Source organism: Neorhizobium fuzhouense (assembly GCF_042611105.1).
Classification (GTDB): domain Bacteria; phylum Pseudomonadota; class Alphaproteobacteria; order Rhizobiales; family Rhizobiaceae; genus Neorhizobium; species Neorhizobium galegae_A.
Window position 1 is genome coordinate 202,636 of sequence record NZ_JBHFFP010000007.1, and the last position, 20,996, is coordinate 223,631.

17 protein-coding genes are annotated in these 20,996 nt (G+C 63.0%); 11 read left to right on the plus strand and 6 right to left on the minus strand.

All coding sequences use genetic code 11. The features are described from left to right. Positions 1-1,212 carry a low temperature requirement protein A gene (locus ACEXP3_RS14625; RefSeq protein WP_377297947.1) on the plus strand — a complete coding sequence of 404 codons (1,212 nt, stop codon included), beginning with the start codon at positions 1-3 and terminating at the stop codon, positions 1,210-1,212. A gap of 78 nt (positions 1,213-1,290) precedes the next feature. Continuing rightward, a complete protein-coding gene (locus ACEXP3_RS14630; protein WP_377297948.1) occupies positions 1,291-1,899 on the plus strand; it encodes a pyridoxamine 5'-phosphate oxidase family protein in 609 nt (202 codons plus the stop codon). Positions 1,900-1,949: 50 nt separating this feature from the next. Here ACEXP3_RS14630 and ACEXP3_RS14635 read toward each other — a convergent pair whose 3' ends face one another. Both ACEXP3_RS14635 and fumC read right to left on the minus strand, forming a co-directional pair. Next, positions 1,950-3,020, minus strand: coding sequence for a GGDEF domain-containing protein (locus ACEXP3_RS14635; RefSeq protein ID WP_377297949.1), 1,071 nt, complete (start codon positions 3,018-3,020; stop codon positions 1,950-1,952). Positions 3,021-3,255: 235 nt separating this feature from the next. After that, positions 3,256-4,644 (minus strand): class II fumarate hydratase, encoded by a 1,389-nt coding sequence (gene fumC / locus ACEXP3_RS14640; RefSeq protein WP_210104908.1) that lies wholly within the window; start codon positions 4,642-4,644, stop codon positions 3,256-3,258. A gap of 427 nt (positions 4,645-5,071) precedes the next feature. On the opposite strand from fumC, the gene ACEXP3_RS14645 reads away from it, so the two are divergent. Continuing rightward, a complete protein-coding gene (locus ACEXP3_RS14645; protein WP_377297950.1) occupies positions 5,072-7,069 on the plus strand; it encodes a L,D-transpeptidase family protein in 1,998 nt (665 codons plus the stop codon). A gap of 87 nt (positions 7,070-7,156) precedes the next feature. Here the strand turns inward: ACEXP3_RS14645 and ACEXP3_RS14650 are convergent, their stop codons facing one another. Next, positions 7,157-7,855, minus strand: coding sequence for an HAD family hydrolase (locus tag ACEXP3_RS14650; RefSeq protein WP_377297951.1), 699 nt, complete (start codon positions 7,853-7,855; stop codon positions 7,157-7,159). 213 nt (positions 7,856-8,068) lie between these two features. Here ACEXP3_RS14650 and rpiA point away from each other — a divergent pair, with 213 nt between their 5' ends. The 3 genes from rpiA to gor all read left to right on the plus strand — a co-directional run bounded on the left by rpiA (position 8,069) and on the right by gor (position 10,898). Next, positions 8,069-8,764, plus strand: coding sequence for a ribose-5-phosphate isomerase RpiA (rpiA, locus tag ACEXP3_RS14655; protein WP_210104909.1), 696 nt, complete (start codon positions 8,069-8,071; stop codon positions 8,762-8,764). Between the two features lie 17 nt (positions 8,765-8,781). After that, a complete protein-coding gene (locus ACEXP3_RS14660; protein WP_210104910.1) occupies positions 8,782-9,345 on the plus strand; it encodes a DUF2059 domain-containing protein in 564 nt (187 codons plus the stop codon). A gap of 158 nt (positions 9,346-9,503) precedes the next feature. Further along, positions 9,504-10,898 (plus strand): glutathione-disulfide reductase, encoded by a 1,395-nt coding sequence (gene gor, locus ACEXP3_RS14665; RefSeq protein ID WP_377297952.1) that lies wholly within the window; start codon positions 9,504-9,506, stop codon positions 10,896-10,898. Positions 10,899-10,916: 18 nt separating this feature from the next. Here gor and ACEXP3_RS14670 read toward each other — a convergent pair whose 3' ends face one another. After that, positions 10,917-12,194 (minus strand): Tad domain-containing protein, encoded by a 1,278-nt coding sequence (locus ACEXP3_RS14670; RefSeq protein ID WP_377297953.1) that lies wholly within the window; start codon positions 12,192-12,194, stop codon positions 10,917-10,919. 255 nt (positions 12,195-12,449) lie between these two features. Here ACEXP3_RS14670 and ACEXP3_RS14675 point away from each other — a divergent pair, with 255 nt between their 5' ends. From ACEXP3_RS14675 to bluB, 5 genes are all read left to right on the plus strand, one after another. Then, the gene (locus tag ACEXP3_RS14675; RefSeq protein ID WP_377297954.1) at positions 12,450-13,823 is read left to right on the plus strand and encodes a class II 3-deoxy-7-phosphoheptulonate synthase; all 1,374 of its coding nucleotides are present in this window, start codon (positions 12,450-12,452) and stop codon (positions 13,821-13,823) included. A 162-nt stretch (positions 13,824-13,985) separates the two neighbouring features. Further along, positions 13,986-14,420 (plus strand): GFA family protein, encoded by a 435-nt coding sequence (locus ACEXP3_RS14680; protein ID WP_377297955.1) that lies wholly within the window; start codon positions 13,986-13,988, stop codon positions 14,418-14,420. 88 nt (positions 14,421-14,508) lie between these two features. Then, positions 14,509-16,185: an NAD+ synthase gene (locus ACEXP3_RS14685; protein WP_377297956.1), complete on the plus strand. Its 1,677-nt coding sequence runs from the start codon at positions 14,509-14,511 to the stop codon at positions 16,183-16,185. Between the two features lie 95 nt (positions 16,186-16,280). After that, on the plus strand, positions 16,281-17,111 hold the full coding sequence (locus ACEXP3_RS14690) for a TolB family protein (RefSeq protein ID WP_377297957.1): 831 nt from the start codon (positions 16,281-16,283) through the stop codon (positions 17,109-17,111). Continuing rightward, complete coding sequence (gene bluB / locus ACEXP3_RS14695) at positions 17,108-17,809, plus strand: 5,6-dimethylbenzimidazole synthase (RefSeq protein ID WP_377297958.1); 702 nt, start codon at positions 17,108-17,110, stop codon at positions 17,807-17,809. Before ACEXP3_RS14690 ends, bluB begins: the two co-directional genes overlap by 4 nt. Positions 17,810-17,830: 21 nt before the next feature. On the opposite strand, the gene ACEXP3_RS14700 is transcribed toward bluB, so the two are convergent. Together ACEXP3_RS14700 and ACEXP3_RS14705 are read right to left on the minus strand one after the other, a co-directional pair. Next, positions 17,831-18,532 (minus strand): hypothetical protein, encoded by a 702-nt coding sequence (locus ACEXP3_RS14700; RefSeq protein WP_210104918.1) that lies wholly within the window; start codon positions 18,530-18,532, stop codon positions 17,831-17,833. A gap of 98 nt (positions 18,533-18,630) precedes the next feature. Continuing rightward, positions 18,631-20,961, minus strand: a complete 2,331-nt coding sequence (locus ACEXP3_RS14705; protein ID WP_210105227.1) for an NADP-dependent malic enzyme — start codon at positions 20,959-20,961, stop codon at positions 18,631-18,633. Positions 20,962-20,996 lie beyond the last annotated feature (35 nt).

The following is a 20,996-nucleotide window of genomic DNA, read 5'->3' on the forward strand; positions in this document are numbered from 1 at the left end:
ATGGGCGAGGGCGAAGACGACGCCGGCGAACTGCTGCGGGAGGAACGCCAGGAGGATAAGCGCGTCGGCTTTCCCGAACTGTTCTTCGACCTGATCTTCGTCTTTTCCCTCATCCAGCTGTCGCATTTCATCGTCACGGATTTTACGCCGCTCGGCCTGTTGCAGGGCGGCATGATCGCGCTGGCGCTCTGGTGGCTGTGGAACCACACCGCCTGGGTGATGAACTGGCTCGATCCGGAACATGGTGCGGTGCGCGCCATGTTGTTCGGCCTGATGTTCTTCGGCCTTCTGCTGTCTGCCGCCATTCCGCATGCCTTCGACGAGGCGGGGCTGATGTTCGCCGGCGCCTATATCGCCATGCAGCTTGGCCGCTCGCTCTTTGCCATCTATGCCTTCAAGGAGGTCAATCCGGCCGTGCGGCGCAATTTCGGCCGCGTCTCCGTCTGGTTTGCCCTGTCCGGCTGCCTGTGGCTTGCCGGGGCGCTCTCTGAAGAGGAGACGCGCGTCATTCTCTGGCTTCTGGCGCTTGGCATCGATTACGCAGCTCCGGAACTGCGGTTCTACGTGCCGGGTTTCGGCTATTCGCGCACGCGCGACTGGGACATTTCCGGCGAGCACATGGCCGAACGCTGCGCACTCTTCGTGCTGATCTGTCTGGGCGAAAGCGTGCTGGCCATCGGGCGCACCTTTGCCGAGGAGGAGATAGGCCCTCTCCTGATGGCAAGCTTCTGCGGCGCCTTTGCCGCAACGGTGCTGATGTGGTGGATCTATTTCCATTTCGGCCAGGCAAGGGCGAGCCACGAGATTGAAACGACCGACGAGCCGGGCGAGGTGGCGCTGCATGTCTTCACCTACGGACACATGCCGGTCGTGGCCGGCATCATCCTGACGGCGGTGGCTGCCGAGCACCTGCTGTCCCATGCGCCGGAGGCGGGCGATGTGCAGCGTTCTGCCGTGATCCTTGGCGGGCCCCTGCTCTTTCTTCTCGGCAATCTCTGGGTGAAACGCATGACGACCGGCCGGCTGCCCGCCTCGCATGTCGCTGGAATCGGCCTCTCCATCCTGCTAGTTTTCCTGGCTCCCTTTGTCTCCACGCATGTCACGGGCCTTGCCGCGGTTGGTGTTCTGCTGGTGGTCGCCGTCTGGGAATACCGCAAGCTTGCACGTCGTGGGATAGAGCCGCAGGCGATCGATGGACAGAGCAGCGAATAGCGCCATCGCCTTGCGGCTTCGGCTTGCCTCCCAGCCTCTGGCGCACTAGCGTCCGGCCGTTGCACCGGAGAGCATGACATGACCATCATCGATAGCGTGGAGGCGCTTCGCGCCATTTATCAGCAGAAATCGGAGGCCTCGCTTGCCAAGGTGACGCCTGTGCTGACGGAGCCCTACCGGCAGATGATCGAGACTTCGCCCTTCGTCGCGCTCGCAACCGTCGGACCGGAAGGGCTCGACTGTTCGCCGCGCGGCGATCTCGGCGGCGTGGTGCGCGTGATGGACGCCAGAACCGTGGCGCTGCCCGACTGGCGCGGCAACAACCGGATCGACAGTCTGGAAAACATCGTGCGCGATCCGCGCGTGGCGCTGATGTTCCTCGTGCCCGGGTCCAACACCGTGATGCGAATCAACGGCCGCGCGGTGATTTCGGTGGATCCGGAGCTTCTCGAAAGCTTTACCATGGACGGGCGTCACCCGCGAAGCGTCACCATCGTCACCGTGGATGAAGTGTATTTCCAGTGCGCGCGCGCCGTGATGCGCGCCGAGCTTTGGAACAGCGATCATTATGTCGATCCGGCCACGCTACCGACACCCGGCGACATGCTGAAAGCGGCGAAGGCCGACTTCGACAAGGAGACCTATGATCGCGAATGGGCCGCACGCGCCGCCGCGACCATGTGGTGAGCGAACGATCAATCGAGCACGTTGTTGGCGGATGGGAGAGGCGGGGCGGTTCAGCCCCGGTAGATCAGCCAGCTCTTGCCCGCATAATCCTTGGCCATGCCGTCCTCGAACAGCATGGTGCGGTTTCGTCCAGCGTTTTTGGCACAGTAGAGTGCCGTATCGGCCCTGGCATAGAGCTCACCCGGATCGGTGGCCTGCGAGCCCATGGCAAAGCCCAGGGACAGCGTGACGGGGCCGTAGTCGACACCCGTGCGGGAATTGCGGAAGGCGCGGCCGTTCAGCGCCGTTCGGATGCGCTCGCACATCTCCATCACCTCGTCCATGGTCTTGTGGGTGGCGATGATGGCAAATTCTTCGCCGCCGCTGCGGGCAACGAAAATGTCGCGCGGCAGGCCGGCGCGGATGATGCCGGCAACCGAGGCGAGGATCTTGTCGCCGACCGGATGACCGAAGGTGTCGTTGATCTTCTTGAAATGATCGATGTCGGCCAGAACGAGCGCGGTGACGGGAAGCGGCATGGCATCGTCGTAGAGGCTGGAGAGCCGCTCGTCGAAGGCACGCCGGTTGGCAAGGCGCGTCAGCGAATCGGTATTGGCGATGCGCTTGTACGTATCGAGTTCCTTGCGCACCGCCTCCATCTCGCGCGAGCGCTGCACCATGCCTTCGACGGTGCGCTCGCCCGAGGCAAGCGTTTCGCCGGTGGCGGTGGCCAGAAGATTGATGGCGCTTGCCAGAAGCTCGGCCGAAAGCGCGTTCTTGGCGTTGACGCTTTCCTGCGTCTGGAAGAGAAGCTTGTTATAGCTTTCAAGCGAGGCCTTTTCCTGCCGCAGCAGTGCAAGCACGCCCTCCAGCTCCGCCTGGATGCGGGTTTGCGCCCGCTCCACCGCCGTTGCGCCCTGGTTGCCGAGATGAAGTGCCGCGAGCTGATCGAGGTCTTCCTGACGGGCGCGCGGCGCGAGCTTGGTAAAATCGCGCGACAATTCCGCATTGCTGCCGACCATCGCCTCGTAGAAAAGCTGGTAGTTGCGCGGGATGGGTGACACGCCCATGCTGCGCATGGCCTGCAGGATGTGACCGGCGATTTCCACGATAGGGGCCTTGGGCCCGGCCGCCGATGTCATTGCAATTCCTCCGGCTTACACTCGGTATTACACGGTTAATCCTGCAGAAAGCTTTAAAAGCAAGATGTTGGAAAAGCCTTAAGATGGCGCAGCGACAAGAAGGGGCTGTCGGGGCCTCGTTCCCCGCCAAAGCTGTCGATCGGGGCCGCGATTAACGAAAAGGGCGACCCTCAGGCCGCCCCATGATTGCGTCAGATAATGATTGGTCCAATCCGACCGGAGCAGCCTGCGCGGCTTACTTCGGGCCGATCATGTTTTCCGGACGGACATACTGGTCGAACTCCTCGTTCGTCAGATAGCCGCCGCCGACGGCCTCTTCGCGCAGCGTCGTGCCGTTCTTGTGGGCGGTCTTGGCGATCTTGGCGCAGGCGTCATAGCCGAGCTTGGAGTTGAGTGCGGTCACCAGCATCAGCGAGTTTTCGACACCGCGCTTGATGTTGTCCTCGCGGGCTTCGATGCCGACGACGCAATTGTCGGTGAAGGAGACGGCGGCATCGCCGAGCAGCTGCACCGACTGCAGGAAGTTGTAGGCCATCATCGGATTGTAGACGTTAAGCTCGAAATGGCCCTGGCTGCCGGCAAAGGTGATGGCGGCATTGTTGCCGAAAATGTGCGCGCAAACCTGGGTCAGCGCTTCCGACTGCGTCGGGTTGACCTTGCCCGGCATGATGGACGAGCCCGGTTCGTTTTCCGGCAGCGCCAGTTCGCCCAGACCGGCGCGCGGGCCGGAGCCGAGGAAGCGGATGTCGTTGGCGATCTTGAAGAGGGCAGCGGCGGCGGCATTGATCGCGCCATGGGAGAAGACCATCGCATCATGGGCGGCAAGGGCCTCGAACTTGTTCGGCGCGGTGACGAAGGGCAGGCCGGTGATCTTGGCGATTTCTTCGGCGACTTTTTCCGCAAAGCCGACCGGCGCGTTAAGCCCGGTGCCAACGGCGGTGCCGCCCTGCGCCAGTTCGTAAAGGCCGGAGAGGGAGACCTCCAGGCGCTTGATGGCCGATGCAACCTGCGCGGCATAGCCGCCGAATTCCTGGCCGAGCGTCAGCGGCGTTGCGTCCTGCGTATGCGTGCGGCCGATCTTGATGATATGGGCAAAGGCCTTGGCCTTGGCGTCCAGCGCCTGGTGCAGATGCTTCAGCGACGGGATCAGGTGGCGCACGATCTGCTCGGCGCAGGCAATGTGCATGGCCGTCGGATAGGTGTCGTTGGACGACTGGCTCATGTTGACGTGATCGTTCGGGTGAACCGGCTTCTTGGAGCCCATCACGCCGCCCAGCATTTCGATGGCGCGGTTGGAGATGACTTCATTGGCATTCATGTTCGACTGCGTGCCGGAACCGGTCTGCCAGACAACGAGGGGAAAATGCTCGTTCAGCTTGCCGTCGATGACTTCCTGGGCCGCCGCGATGATGGTTTCGCCAAGCTTGGCGTCAAGGCCGCCGAGCGCCATGTTGGCGCGGGCCGCTGCCTGCTTGACGATGCCAAGCGCGCGCACCACGGACAGCGGCTGCTTCTCCCAGCCGATCTTGAAATTGCCGAGCGAGCGCTGCGCCTGGGCGCCCCAGTAGCGGTCGCTCTGCACGTCGATCGGGCCAAAGGTATCGGTTTCGGTGCGCGTGGTCATCTCTAAGCCTCTGTGTGACAAATGGGGTCGTGGCACCGGGTTAGCCAAGCCACCGGCGCCGCGCAAGATCGGGCGCGCGAATTACTATACGAACAGCGGGCGACTGCAAGCGGAAGGGCCGAGGCGCCGGTCTGCGACGACCTGTCGGATCCGCGTTCGCAGGCGTGCCTTGAAAGACACGCCCATGGATAAAATCGTGCGCGCATCCGACCGCTCACGCCAGCGTGAAACGGCATTTCGACACCGGTTAGAAAAAATTAACCTGTGGTTTCTTAAGGTTCTGGAAACGATAACGACGAAGCAGGCGCATCCATGCAGGCCCTGCGGCGTTTGTCGTTTGCTTTTCACGGCGCGCCGCTTCCGTTAGAGACTGCGGAATATGTCGAACGCACGCTGATTCACGGCTCACAAGGTGACGGGGACAACATTGTCGCACTCCCAGAAAAAGACTTCGCTCGCGCTTGCCCTCCTCTCGGGCATTTCGTTTTCCTCGATGGGTGCCGGACATGCGCATGCCCTGACGCTGATGGAGATGCTGCGCGGTAACCGCCAGAGTGTTCAGGAACAGGTTGAAAGCCGCAGCAGGACCGTTTCACCGGCCCTGCAGCGCCAGGTCGACCGCAGCGATCCGGAGCCGCTGCCGAAGGTTTCCGCCCCGAAATACCTCACCTACAAGACGGACGCGAACCGCCAGATCCGCACGCAGGGCTTTGCCGCTGCCCACGCGACCGACCAGACGCGATTCCTTGCCAATGCGACGGTGAGCGCCCCCTCCGATGTCGCCGCCGCCGTCGAAGCCTATTACACGAAGGGCGGCGCGCCGCTCTGGGTGGAGCAGGGCGATGTGAACGAGCGCGCCCATGCGGTGCTGGCTCTCTTTGCCAAGGCGGAAGATTTTGGCCTCGACCCGGCCGACTACCAGCTCGCCGTGCCGACCATGACGACGGCAAGCGTGACGCCGGAGCCGGTCGCAGCACCGGCCGTGGCTGCCACCACGCCGGCCGCGAATGCGGACGTGCCGGCAACCGCCCCAGACGCGTCGACGGCTGCAACGCCGGCCCAGCCTGCACAGGTTCCGGCAGCACCGGCGCCGGCTGCTGCGGCCCCCGCCACGCTTGCCGACAGCCACGACCGCGACCTCATGCAGTTCGAACTGGCCATGTCCGCCAAGATGGTGCTGTTTGCCCAGGATCTCGTGCGCGGCCGCGTCGATCCGAACCGTCTGTCCGGCTATCACGACCTGAAGCGCCGTGACTTCAATCTCGACGGTCTGCTGGCCTCTGCTGCCGCAGCGCCGGATGCCAGCGCCTATCTGCAGGGACTTGAGCCGACGGGTGCCGAATACCGCACGCTGAAGGCCGAGCTTCTGCGCCTTCGCGCCGAGGGCACGATCCAGGCGCAGGCCGTGCATCTGCCGAGCGACCTCGTTTTGAAGCCGGGCAATAGCAGCGCGGAAGTGGCCCATGTGGTGGCCGCCATCCAGCATCGCGGTTCCGCTGCCCTCAAGGCCACCCATGCCGCAACCCTTGCAAGCTACCAGGCAAGCCCGGATTATGCGCCGGAGATCGTCGATCTGGTCAAGGGTTTCCAGCAGGAAGCCGGCCTCAAGGCCGATGGCGTGATCGGGCCTGCCACCGTGCGCGCCATGGTGGGCGAGACGAGCCAGAACAAGCTTGAGAAGCTTGTCGTTGCCATGGAACAGACCAAGTGGCTGCCCAACACGCTCGGCGACCGCTATGTCTTCATCAACCAGCCTGCCTTTCGCGTCTATTATCACGATCAGGGTCGCGAGCAGTTTTCGATGCGCGTCGTGGTCGGATCGAAGTCCAACCAGACCTATTTCTTCCAGGACGAGATCAAGACCGTGGAAGTGAACCCCTACTGGGGCGTGCCTCAGTCGATCATCATCAACGAGATGCTGCCAAAACTGCGCCAGGATCCGAGCTATCTCGACCGCCTCGGCTATCAGGTGGAAGTGGGCGGCAAGGCCGTCTCTTCGACGGCGGTCAACTGGTACGGTTCGACCCAGTCGGTGTCCGTGCGCCAGCCGCCGTCGAGCGACAATGCGCTGGGCGAACTAAAAATCCTCTTCCCCAACAGCCATGCCATCTACATGCATGACACGCCGTCGAAGAGCTTCTTCCAGAAGGACATGCGGGCTCTCAGCCACGGCTGTGTGCGCCTGCAGGAGCCGCGCAAGATGGCGGCTGCAGTGCTCGGCATCAGCGAGCAGGACGTCGGCGCCCGTATTGCCCAGGGCAAGAACCAGGCGCTGCCGGTGACGGCGAAGATCCCGGTCTATATCGCCTATTTCACCGCCTGGCCGAACAAGGACGGAAAGGTCGAATTCTTCGATGACGTCTATGGTCGCGACGACGCGGTGGTGAAGGCGTTCGAGGCAACCAGCAAGGCGCGCGGCGCCTGAGGCAAGTCTTTTCTACAGACAGCAAAAAGGCGGCTCGGTGGGCCGCCTTTTTTTGTTTGGGCTTGAGACTCGGGAAGGGGGCTTCGCTCAGGCCGCCTTGTGCTGCGCCAGCACGTCCTGGATGAGGTCGACCGACAACTGGTCGAAATGGGAGATGACGCGGGTCGGATTGAGCGTGTCGACGGGCACGTCCGAATAGCCGAAGGTGACGGCAATCGAGGCGACGCCGGCGTTTCTGGCGGCCAGGATATCGTTGACGCTGTCACCGATCATCACGGAGCGGGCGGGATCGCCGCCGGCTTTCTCGATCGTGCCGAGAAGATGGCGGGCATCGGGCTTGCGCACGGCAAAGGTGTCGCCGGCCGTCATCGTCGCAAAGCGTCCCGACAGTCCCATCTGCTCCAGCAGCGGATAGGCCAGCTCGCCGAGCTTGTTTGTGCAGACCGCAAGCCGCATGCCGGCCGATTCCAGGCGGTCGAAGCTTTCCACCAGACCGTCGTAGATCCGGCTTTGTCCCGGCATTTCGGCCTTGTAATGATCGAGGAAACGCTTGAGCAGAGGCTCGACCGCGCTCTCGTCGAGCGGAGCCTTGCGCAGCTCGAAGGCGCGCCGGATCATCACGCGCGCGCCCTGGCCGACCAGATGCGTCAGATCGTCGAAATTGACCGGGGCAAGGTCGGCCACCGCAATCGTGTGGTTGAGGCTGGCGATGAGGTCCGGTGCGGTATCGATCATCGTGCCGTCGAGATCGAAGACGACGAGGGCGGGGGGCACGGAAAGGGTCACGGCAGGCCTCTGCTTTCAAAAAGGGGACGCCTGCCCGATTACGGTCTTGCGCTGCAAAAAGCAAACGGCCCGGGATTTTCGCAGGCGCACCCCGCCGCGTTTCCCTTCATCTGCGACAGCGGAACCCGGTATAACATGCATGCAGGGGACTTTTGTTTGACAGGCGGGGCGTGTAAACAGCTTGCGGCGAAACAGACGGGGAGCGAGCGGCGCATGGACGCCCGGGACATGAAGGTGAAGGCAGCCGAAGCGGCCCTTCAATATGTGGAAGACGGCATGCGGCTGGGCATTGGCACCGGCTCCACGGCGGAAGAATTTGTCCGGCTGCTGGCGGAAAAGGTGGCCGACGGCCTGTCGGTTCTCGGGGTTCCGACCTCCGAGCGCACGGCGCGGCTGTGCCTGGAACTGGGCGTGCCGCTGAAGTCGCTCGATGAACTGCCGCAGCTTGACCTTACCATTGACGGCGCAGATGAAGTGGACGGGCATCTGACCCTGATCAAGGGCGGCGGCGGCGCATTGCTGCGCGAAAAGATCGTGGCGGCCGCCTCGGCGCGGATGATCGTGATTGCCGACGAGACCAAGGTCGTGGAGACGCTCGGAAAGTTTCCCTTGCCGATCGAAGTGAACCCGTTCGGCCTTGCCTCGACACGCATTGCCATCGAGACGGTGGCCGCACGGCTCGGCCTTGCCGGCGACATCAAGCTTCGCCGTTCAGGTGAGGATGTCTTCACAACTGATGGCGGTCACTACATTTTTGACGCATTCTTTGGCCGTATTCCTGATGCAGAGGCTCTTTCGACCGAGCTGAATTCCATTCCCGGCGTCGTGGAGCACGGGCTTTTCATCAACATGGCGTCCTTCGCGATCATTGCCGGAGCGGCAGGAGCGCGGACGCTGAAGGCGAATTAAGACAGGAGCAACGAAGTATGATCAGACAAGCCGTTCTCGGCCGCGCCGCGGCGCTCGCAATCCTTTTCTCAGGCGCCATGTTCGGCGCGACGGCGCAGGCGCAGGAGGTCTCGGCCGACCACCTGAAGGCCGCCCGCGACGTGATTGCGGCCCTCAAGGCAACCGAGCGTTACGATGCCATTCTTCCCGGCCTCGCCGAGCGTCTGAAGAGCGAGTACATCACCGCTTCGCCGAACTTCCAGGACCAGATTTCCAAGACGGTTGACGCACAGGCGCTGGCTCTGGCGCCGCGCCGCGCCGACCTGGAGAAGGAAGTGGCAACGATCTTTGCCCGCTCCTTCACGGCAGAGGAGCTGAAGCAGATTTCGGCCTTCTACTCCTCGGATGTCGGCCAGAAGTATCTGAAGACCCTGCCGCTGGTGCAGCGCGAATCCGTTCGGGCCGCACAGATCTGGGCAAACGGCGTGTCGCGCGATCTGACCACCAAGAGCACGGAAAAGCTGCGCGGCACCATCGATGCCAAGCCGATTGCACCGCCGGTGGCGCAGGTGGAAGGCCAGGCGCCCGCCGCCAAGCCGTGATCCCTGCCATTTGTGCATGACAGCCTTGAAAGCCCGGAGCAATCCGGGCTTTTGCTTTTGCAGCGCTCGCATTATATGCGCTGGCAGACCCCGCGGCAGCGGCAGGTCGATACCGCCTGATGCCGCACCTGCACATTCAATCCCGACAGGAGTTTTCCATGGCCAGCTACGATTACGATCTTTTTGTCATCGGGGGCGGATCGGGCGGCGTGCGCTCGGCACGTCTGGCGGCGGGTCTCGGCAAGAAGGTGGCGATTGCCGAGGAATACCGGTTTGGTGGCACCTGCGTCATCCGCGGCTGCGTGCCGAAGAAGCTTTTCGTCTATGCCTCGCAGTTTCACGAGCATTTTGAAGATGCCGCCGGCTACGGCTGGACTGTCGGCGAAAGCCGCTTCGACTGGACGGCGCTGGTCGCCGCCAAGGACAAGGAAATCGCTCGCCTCGAAGGGCTCTATCGTCGCGGCCTTGAAAATGCTGGCGCCGAGCTTCTGGATACCCGCGCCGAACTGGTCGATGCCCACACGATCCGGCTGGTGAAGACCGACACGACGGTGACGGCCGAACGCATCATCATCGCGACCGGTGGCACCGCCAATCCGCATGCGGCGCTGCCCGGCCACGAGCTCTGCATCACCTCCAACGAGGCCTTCCACCTGACCGAACTGCCGAAATCCATCCTGATTGCCGGCGGCGGCTATATTGCGGTCGAATTTGCCAACATCTTCCACGGGCTGGGTGTGGAAACGACGCTGATCTATCGCGGCCAGGAAATCCTGTCGCGCTTCGACCACGACATGCGCCAGGGCCTGCACAAGGCGATGGAAGCCAAGGGCATCCGTATCCTGCTCACCGACATCATCGAAGAGGTGACGCAATCGCCCGCCGGCGGGCTGACGGCGCGCACCAAGACCGGCGCCACCATCGTTGCCGACCAGGTGATGCTGGCGCTCGGCCGCGACCCCTATACGAAGGGCCTCGGCCTTGAAAAGGCAGGCGTTGCCGTCGATGAACGCGGCGCCGTCATCGTCGACGCCTATTCGCGCACCAATGTGCCGCATATCTTTGCGCTCGGCGATGTGACCGACCGGGTGCAGCTGACGCCGGTCGCGATCCACGAGGCGATGTGCTTCATCGAGACCGAGTATCGCGGCAACCCGACGTCTCCGGACCATGACCTGATTGCAACGGCTGTGTTCTCGCAGCCCGAAATCGGCACCGTCGGCCTGTCGGAGGAGGAAGCGGCACAGCGGTTCGACGAGATCGAGGTCTACCGCGCCGAATTCCGCCCGATGAAGGCGACACTGTCCGGCCGCGCCGAAAAGATGATCATGAAGCTCGTCGTCAATGGCGCCGACCGCAAGGTGGTGGGTGCCCATATTCTCGGCCACGACGCCGGCGAGATGGCGCAGCTTCTCGGCGTCTCGCTGAAGGCCGGCGTCACCAAGGATGATTTTGACCGCACCATGGCGGTGCATCCGACGGCGGCCGAAGAGCTTGTGACCATGTACAAGCCGAGCTACCGCGTGAAGGGCGGCCAGCGCATCGACGGCTGATACGGTTGTTTCCCCGCCTCAGCCGGTGAGGCGGGGAGCGCTGATGACCATGCGGAACAGCGCCTGCATGGCTTCCGCTATGCCCTGCGTCGGACTTACCTCGAAGAAATAGCCGGTGGAGGCGCAGGCCTGCATGTGCGGCGAGATCTTTGCGTCGAAGGGTTTGATCCACTTCTTCCACCAGCTGTCTTCGGGCAGCGGCAGATAAGTGGTGTATAGGACGGCGATCTTGACGCCGTTCTGCTTCAGCGCCGTGCAATAGGAAATGTCGATCGGCTCCTGGCAGCGGGTGTTGTTCAGCACCTGGCTGCAGGTGGGCTTTGCCGCGTCGTAGACGCCGTCTGCCACGAAGAACAACACCTTCTGGCGGTCTGACGCGCTGGCGCCGGCTCCGCCCTTGCCGATGATCGGTTTCAGACTGGTGAGGGCTGAATCGAAATCCGTCAGCTGGTTGCTCTTGTAATTGTTCTTCGGCGTCGTCATCAGGTCGACGAGGTCCGTGGCGCTGCGCACCTTGGCCATGTCGGCACTCATCGCCGAGACTTCGGTCAGACCGGCGGTATCGGCGGTGGCGCCGAATGTGTAGACGGCCATGCGGTACTGGTTGGGAAGCTGCGCATACTGCGTGGCATCATGGGTCAGCGCCTGGGTTGCTTCGCGCACCACGTCGATGCGCATGCTGACGCCGAGCGACTTGGCAAGCAGGTAGTAATTGTCCGCATTGCTCGTTTCGTGGCAGGCAAAGGCACACTGGTCGGGCGTGTTGCGCTTCATGGTGGCGATATCGGCCGTGGTGGCGGCAAGCCCCATCGATGGTGTATTGTCGAGCAGCATGTAGAAATCGATGAAGGCATTGGTCTGGTAGGTCGCAGTGGCCGTGCCCGAGATGGTCAGGCTGTTGACGCCGAGCACCCGCATGAAGGCGGTGGGCACCGTGGCGGTGAAGGTGAGCGACGAGAAGAGATCCTTGCCGCTTCGATTGACCGTGACGCCGACATTCGTCACCTGCGCCTGGACATTGCCCATCTGGGCCCGAAACAGCGCCAGCGCATCGCTCGCACCGAGGGCAACCGCGCCGTCGCCGCCCATGGCAAGGGCTGCCGCCACACCCGGAGACTTTTCCGCCAGCGCACCGACGGCTGCGGCATCGGCAGCCGCCATCAGCGCCATGCGCTGGTCGAGCGCATAGGCGAGATCAACCGCCATGCCGGCCGCGCCGATGAGCGGGGCCGCGATGAGGGCGGTGGTGATGCCGAAATTGCCGGATCGGTCCCGCAGAAGCGAAAGCAAGCGCATGAAAAGCCATCTATCGTGAAAGGATCGTCAAGAAGATGCTGCATCATGCGGCGGACGGGCAGCCAGGCGCCCCAACTGACCGACAGTAGAGCGCCAGCCTTGCCGATCCCTCAACAAACACACTTAACGAATGCCTGAAAGAGCAGGGGCCGGCCCCGGTTTCCCGGTCTATGCAAGCAGCCCGCAAAGGTTTATAAGCCGCCAACTTAAGAAACAGCACCGGCATTTTCCGGTGCGAAGGACGGATTGAAGACCATGGCACAGAACTGGACCCCGAACACGTGGCGGCAAAAACCGATCCAGCAGGTTCCGGAATATCCGGACATGGAGGCGCTGAAGGCAACGGAAGCGCAGCTGGCAACCTTTCCGCCGCTGGTCTTTGCCGGTGAGGCCCGCCGCCTGAAGAAGAGCCTTGCCCAGGTGGCAGACGGCAACGGCTTCCTGCTGCAGGGCGGCGATTGCGCCGAAAGCTTCCAGGAGCATGGCGCCGATACGATCCGCGACTTCTTCCGCGCCTTCCTGCAGATGGCCGTTGTTCTGACCTTCGGTGCCCAGCAGCCGGTGGTGAAGGTCGGCCGCATTGCCGGCCAGTTCGCCAAGCCGCGCTCGTCCAACATCGAAATGCAGGGTGAAGTGGAACTGCCGTCCTACCGCGGCGACATCATCAACGGCATCGAGTTCAATCCGGAAGCGCGCATTCCGAACCCGGAACGCCAGCTGATGGCCTACCGCCAGTCGGCCGCAACGCTCAACCTGCTGCGCGCCTTTGCGATGGGCGGCTATGCCAATCTGGAAAACGTGCACCAGTGGATGCTCGGCTTCGTCAAGGACTCACCCCAGGGCGAGCGCTACCGCAAGCTTGCCGACCGGATTTCCGAGACGATGGACTTCATGAAGGCCGTCGGGATCACCTCGGAAAACAACCCGGCGCTGCGCGAGACCGATTTCTTCACCAGCCATGAGGCGCTGCTTCTGGGCTATGAGGAAGCGCTGACCCGCGTCGATTCGACGTCCGGCGACTGGTATGCCACGTCCGGCCACATGATCTGGATCGGCGACCGCACCCGCCAGGCCGACCATGCGCATGTGGAATTCTGCCGCGGCATCAAGAACCCGATCGGCATGAAGTGCGGCCCGTCCATGCAGGCCGACGATCTGCTGCGCCTCATCGACATCCTCAACCCGGCCAACGAGGCGGGCCGCCTGACGCTGATCTGCCGCTTCGGCTATGACAAGGTGGCGGACCACCTGCCGCGTCTGATCCGTGCCGTCGAGCGCGAGGGCCGCAAGGTCGTGTGGTCCTGCGACCCGATGCATGGCAACACGATCACGCTCAACAACTACAAGACCCGGCCCTTCGAGCGGGTTCTGTCGGAAGTCGAAAGCTTCTTCCAGATCCACCGCGCCGAAGGCTCGCATCCGGGTGGCATCCATGTCGAGATGACCGGCAAGGATGTGACCGAATGCACCGGCGGCGCCCGCGCCGTCACGGCCGGCGACCTGCAGGACCGTTACCACACCCATTGCGACCCGCGCCTCAATGCCGACCAGGCGCTGGAACTGGCCTTCCTTCTCGCCGAGCGCATGAAGACCGGCCGCGATGAAAAGCGCATGGTGGTGAACGGCTGATCTCTGCCGCGCAGAGGATCGTTTGAGAGGCCGGCTCCGGAAACGGGGCCGGCCTTTTCGCATCCCGCAGTTCAATTTTCCTGACCCGTCCTGTCAGCCGAAGCCATTTGCATTGAAGGCGTTGAACGGTGAAGATCCTCCGATGCAACAGGAGGACAAGGCATGCAGGACGAACATTGGCCGGCCCATCATGGCGGCTGTCTCTGCGGCTCAGTAAGATTTGTGGTGAGAGGCGAGCGCGGCGGCGTGGTCGGCTGCCATTGCTCCCAGTGTCGCCGTCAGACGGGGCTTTACTATGCTGCGACCGACTGCGCGCTGGCGGATATCACCATCAAGGATAGCGGCACGCTCAGCTGGTACCGGGCAAGCGACACCGCCGCGCGCGGTTTCTGCAGCCGCTGCGGTTCAGCACTGTTCTGGCAGGGCGACGGGCTTGATCAGGTGTCCGTGATGGCCGGCGCCTTCGACGATCCGACGGGGCTGGTGATGCTCCAGCACATCTACTGCGCCGACAAGGCGGATTTTTACACGATTGCCGACGATGTGCCGCGCTATCCGGCAGGCCGTGCGCAGCCGCCGGTTGATGCGGTCGACTGAACCGGAGGCGCCTGACGCCGCTGCCTGACACCGAAAATTCACCCTCTGCCGCATTGCTCCGGCGAAAGCGGCACGCTAAATCAGACCCATGACCCAGGAACCCGCCCAGACCCTTCGTATCGCCTATGCGCAACTCAATCCGACGCTCGGCGATGTCGCCGGCAATCTGGCGCTCGCCCGCGAGGCGCGCCGCGAGGCGGCGCTGCAGGGCGCCGACCTGATTGTCTTTACCGAGCTGTTTCTCTCCGGCTACCCGCCGGAAGATCTCGTGCTGAAGCCGGCTTTTCTGAAAGCCTGCTGGGCGGCTCTCGAGACGCTGGTCGAAGATACGAAGGATGGCGGTCCCGGCGTCATCATCGGCCTGCCGAGGCAGGGCGAAAAGGGCCGGCACAATTCCGCTGCCACCATCGATGGCGGCAAGATCCTTGCGCTGCGCGACAAGATTGACCTGCCCAATTATGGCGAGTTCGACGAAAAGCGTGTGTTCGACGAAGGCGAAATGCCGGGGCCGGTCAATTTTCGCGGCGTGCGGCTCGGCGTGCCGATCTGCGAGGAAATCTGGAACGATCTCGGGGTCTGCGAGACACTGGCCGAATCGGGCGCCGAGCTTTTGATCGTGCCGAACGGCTCGCCCTACTACCGCGGCAAGCTCGACGTGCGCCATCAGGTGGCGCTGCGCCAGGTGATCGAAAGCGGCCTGCCGCTGATCTTCGTCAACCAACTCGGCGGCCAGGACGAACTGGTCTTCGATGGCGCAAGCTTCGGCTTCAACGCCGACAAGACGCTCGCCTTCCAGATGAGCCAGTTCGAAACGGGGCTGGTGATCGGCGACTGGCACCGCGAGGGCGATACCTGGCGCTCGACATCGGGCCCGATCCTGCCGATCCCGGAAAAGGAAGAGGCCGACTACCGGGCCTGCCTGCTGGGCTTTCGCGACTATGTGAACAAGAACGGCTTCAAGTCGGTGGTGCTCGGGCTTTCCGGCGGCATCGATTCGGCCGTCTGCGCCGCCATTGCCGTCGATGCGCTGGGCTCCGAGCGGGTGCGCACCGTGATGCTGCCCTATCGCTACACGTCGGAAGACAGCTTCAAGGATGCCGCCGATTGCGCCAATGCGCTCGGCTGCCGCTATGACATCGTGCCGATCTCCGAGCCGGTCGAGGGTTTTCTCTCGGCCCTGTCCGATACCTTCGAGGGAACCGAAGAGGGCATCACAGAGGAAAACCTGCAGAGCCGTACGCGCGGCACCATCCTGATGGCGATCTCCAACAAGTTCGGCGCCATGGTGGTGACGACCGGTAACAAGTCGGAAATGTCGGTCGGCTATGCCACGCTCTATGGCGACATGAACGGCGGCTTCAACCCGATCAAGGACCTCTACAAGATGCAGGTCTATGCGATTGCCGAATGGCGCAACCGGCATGTCCCGGCTGGCGCGCTCGGGCCGGGTGGCGAGGTCATCCCGCACAACATCATCGCAAAGGCGCCGTCGGCGGAACTGCGTCCCAACCAGACCGACCAGGATTCGCTGCCGCCCTATCCGGTGCTGGACGATATTCTGGAATGCCTGGTGGAAGGCGAGATGGGCACGGATGACATTGTGGCGCGCGGCCATGACGTGGCGACCGTCCACCGCATCGAGCATCTGCTCTATCTTGCCGAATACAAGCGCCGCCAGTCGGCGCCGGGCGTCAAGATCACCAAGAAGAACTTTGGCCGCGACCGGCGCTACCCGATCACGAACCGATTCCGCGACCGCGCCTAACCCGTTGACCTCTCTGCACTCCAAAGCAGAGAGGTGAGGTCGCGTCCCAAAAAATCTGCTGATGTCGTGCCGGTCATCGTTCCTGGAGAACCACCATGCGCAGTTCGATCGAGATCTATGACTTGAAAAGCCGGACATCCCGCGTGCTGTGGCAGACGAAAGCGCTGTTTGAGGCGCCGAACTGGGCGCCGGATGGCAAGAGCCTGGTAATGAACAGCGAGGGGCGGATGTACCGCCTTGCGCTCGAAGACGGGGCGGAGCCGCAGGTGATCGACACGGGTTTTGCCCTCCAGTGCAACAACGATCACGGCATCTCGCCGGACGGCACGCTGATGGCGGTCTCCGACAAGGTGGAGTTCGGCAAGGCGGCCATCTACGTGCTGCCGGCGGACGGCGGTGTTTCAAGACTGGTGACGAAAAACCTGCCAAGCTATTGGCACGGCTGGTCGCCGGACGGCAGGACGTTCACCTATTGCGGCATTCGCAACGATGTCTTCGACATTTACACGATCGGCATCGAGGGCGGTGACGAGACCCGGCTCACCCATGGCGAGGGTCGCAATGACGGCCCGGATTATTCCGCCGACGGCCGGTGGATCTATTTCAACTCCAGCCGCAGCGGGCGCATGCAGATCTGGCGGGTGCCGGCAGCGGGCGGCACGGCCGAACGGATCACCAACAGCGACTACGGCGACTGGTTCCCGCATCCCTCGCCGGATGGCAGCAAGGTGGTCTTCGTGTCCTATGATAGCGACGTGTTCGACCACCCGCGCGATCATGACGTGCGGGTGCGGCTGATGGATCCGGACGGAGGCAATGTCGAGACGCTGTTCCAGCTGTTCGGCGGGCAGGGCACGATGAATTCACCGAACTGGGCGCCCGATGGATCGGCCTTTGCGTATGTCCGGTATTTTCCGCAGCCATGAGCACGGAGATACAGAATCCTGAAGGAACAGGGCTTTGCCCGGCAGCGCCGTTCGACAAGACTGCGCGCGACGCGGTCTATGCGGCCATCCACACCCGGCGCGACGTGCGCGACCAGTTTTTGGCCAAGCCCCTGCCGGACGATCTGGTGCGCCGGCTTCTGGAGGCGGCCCATGCAGCCCCCTCGGTTGGCTTCATGCAGCCATGGAGCTTCATCCTTGTCCGCGACCCGCAAACGCGCCAGCGTGCCGTCGAGGCATTTTCACGCGCCAACGATGAAGCCGCCGCGCTGTTTGCCGACGAGCGACAGGCGCTCTATCGCAGCCTGAAGCTCGAAGGGATCGCCAAGGCGCCGCTTTCCATCATCGTCACCTGCGATCCGGACCGGGCAGGGCCGGTGGTGCTCGGGCGCACGCACAATCCGCGGATGGATGTCTATTCCACCGTCTGCGCCGTGCAGAACCTCTGGCTTGCCGCCCGCGCCGAAGGCGTCGGCGTCGGCTGGGTCAGCATCTTTCGCGACGAGGACGTGCGCGCGCTGCTCGGCATTCCCGATCGCATCGAGATCGTTGCCTGGCTCTGCCTCGGCTATGTCGATGAACTTTATGACGCGCCGGAACTGGCGTTGAAGGGCTGGCGCCAGAGACTGCCCCTCGATGACCTCATCTGCACCGAAAGATGGAAAGACCCGAAGCTCTGAACGATTGTCGGATCTTGCCGCTCACTGCGTGGGCTGCGCACCCGGCATCTTGGGATGGGCCAGATCGATCTTTTCGTCGGGAAAGAACATCGGTCCCACCATGCGCACGGGTTTGGACGGATCCCAGTCGCGTTCCGGTGGCCCCTGCGGTCGCGCGGCCTGCAAGGGCTCGATCTTTGACTGCAGGCTGAGGATGGACGAAGAGCCCGACAGACCTGCCCCCGGAATTGCAGAGGGCGTTGACGGCACCTGCGGCAGGACGGCAGGGCGCGGTGCGAGCCTCTCCTGCTCGACGGCGGCATAATCGATTTCACCACAGCGCAGGCTGAGCATCTCGGCGCGGATATCGTCCTCGCTGCGCTGGGGAGCCGACACCACGCTCATCTGGCCTTGCCGACGGGCAATCATGGCGCGCCGGTTGGTCTCCATGGCCGACAGGGCATCGTTGAGCGCGATGCAGGGGTCCGGCGCGCCGTTCTGAAAGGTGACGATGCTGCCGGTACGGCAGCGCAGTTCCTGCATTTCCAGGCGGACGTTGCGGATTTCACGGTTCTGGGCCGCAAGCAACTGGGGAAAGCCGCGACCTGTGTCAGGCGCGCCGACCGTCGAGGGTGTCGCGGCAAGTTTTCGCCCAAGCGTCAGGCATCGTTCGACATTCTCCGCGGCATGCGTGACCGCAGGCACGAGGAGAAATACGGTGGTCAGCAGCGATGGAATTCGCATCGAAAGCGTCCGTCGATGGCACAGGACCCGAAGCGGCGGAATGCCACTTCAGGTTCAGATGTGATAGATCACCGCAAAATCTAGCGCACGTTTTTGTTTTAGCCAGAGGTGACGGCAAAGTCCGCATGCGAGGCTTCCACCACAGCAAGCGCTGCCATGTTGACGACGCCGCGCGAGGTGACAGAGGTCGACAGGATATGCGCCGGCTGGGCTGCCCCGAGCAGGATCGGACCGACATGCAGCGCATCCATCATGGTGCGGGCAATGCCGAGCGATATATTGGCCGCATCGAGGTTCGGGAAGACCAGCAGATTGGCTTCGCCGACCAGGCTGCTGTCCGGCAGGGCGCGCTTGCGCAACTGTTCCGAAAGCGCTGAGCCGGCCTGCATTTCACCGTCCACTTCCAGATCCGGCGCACGCTGGCGGATGATCTGCAGGGCCGCCCGCATCTTGGTGGCGCTTTCGGAATTGCGCGAACCAAAATTCGAGTGGCAGATCAGGGCAGCCTTCGGCGTGATGCCGAAGCGGCGGATTTCCTGCGCGGCGAGCACCGTGATTTCGGCGATCTCTTCTTGCGTCGGGTTGTAGTTGACGAAGGTGTCCGTGAAGAAGACCGGTCCCTTCTGGGTGATCAGCAGGCTGAGGCTTGAAAAGGCGCAGACGCCCTTCTGCTTGCCGATGATCTGGCCGACATCCTTGAGGTGGCGGTCGAAGCGGCCTTCGACGCCGCAGATCAGCGCATCCGCCTCGCCACGCTTCACCGACAGGGCACCGATGACGGTGTTGTTCGTGCGAACGATGGTGCGGGCGGCTTCCGGATTGATGCCGGCGCGGCCGACAAGCGCGACATAATCATCGACGTAATCGCGGTAGCGCGGATCGTCTTCCGGATTGACCACGGCAAAATCGACATTCGGGCGAATGCGGATGCCGAAACGCTTGAGGCGGGCCTCGATGACGGAGGGACGGCCGATCAGGATCGGCACGCCGGTCTTTTCCTCGAGCAGAACCTGGGCGGCGCGCAGCACGCGCTCGTCTTCGCCTTCGGCAAAGATCACGCGGTTCTTTTCCGCCTGCTTGGCGCTGGTGAAGATCGGCTTCATCACAAAGCCGGAGCGCCAGACGAAGCGGTTCAGCTGGTCGAGATAGTGGTCGAAATCGGCGATCGGACGCGAGGCAACGCCGGTTTCGGCGGCAGCCTTGGCAACCGCCGGCGCGATGCGCAGGATGAGTCGCGGATCGAACGGCGAGGGGATCAGGTAGTTCGGACCGAAGACCGGCGTTTCGTCGGCATAGGCGCGCGCGGCCACGTCGGAGATTTCCTCGCGGGCGAGGCCTGCAATCGCCTTCACCGCCGCCATCTTCATTTCTTCGTTGATCGTGGTTGCGCCGCAATCAAGCGCACCGCGGAAGATATAGGGGAAGCAGAGGACGTTGTTGACCTGGTTTGGGAAATCCGAACGGCCGGTGCAGATCATCGCATCGGGACGGGCGGCACGCGCCAGTTCCGGCATGATTTCCGGCGTCGGGTTGGCAAGCGCCATGATCAGCGGCTTTTCCGCCATCTGTTCCAGAAGTTCCGGCTTCAGCACGCCGGCGGCCGACAGGCCGAGGAAGACGTCCGCACCGGCAATCGATTCGGCAAGCACGCGCTTGTCGCTCTTCTGGGCGTAGATTTCCTTCCACGGATCCATCAGCACGTTGCGACCGTCATAGACGAGCCCTTCGATATCGTGGACCCAGATGTTTTCGCGCCGAGCGCCGAGCGAAACGAGAAGGTTGAGACAGGCAAGCGCTGCCGCACCGGCGCCGGAGGTGACGATCTTGACGTCTGCAATCGGCTTGCCGGCGAGTTCGAGACCGTTGAGGATGGCCGCCGCCACGATGATGGCCGTGCCGTGCTGGTCGTCGTGGAAGACCGGAATGTTCATCTTCTCGCGCAACTGGCGCTCGACCTCGAAACATTCCGGCGCCTTGATGTCTTCAAGGTTGATGCCGCCAAAGGTCGGCTCCAGCGCCGAGATGGTGGACACCATGGCCTCCACCGTATCGGCGGCCACTTCGATGTCGAACACGTCGATGGCGGCAAATTTCTTGAAGAGGACGGCCTTGCCTTCCATCACCGGCTTGGAAGCGAGCGGCCCGATATTGCCAAGGCCAAGCACGGCCGTGCCGTTCGACACGACGCCGACGAGGTTGGCGCGCGCGGTATACTCGGCTGCCATGTCGGGATTGTCACGAATGGCAAGGCAGGGGGCGGCCACCCCCGGCGAATAGGCAAGCGCCAGGTCGCGCTGGTTGCCAAGCGGCTTGGTGGCGACGATTTCCAGCTTGCCGGGACGCGGATAGCGGTGGAAAAACAGTGCCTGCTCATCCAGGTCCGCCTTTGCGGTGTCCTTGTCCACAGGTGTATTGCCCTGCTGCTCCATCGCCATTCTCCTATCAGTCTTTTGTCTTGGTCTGT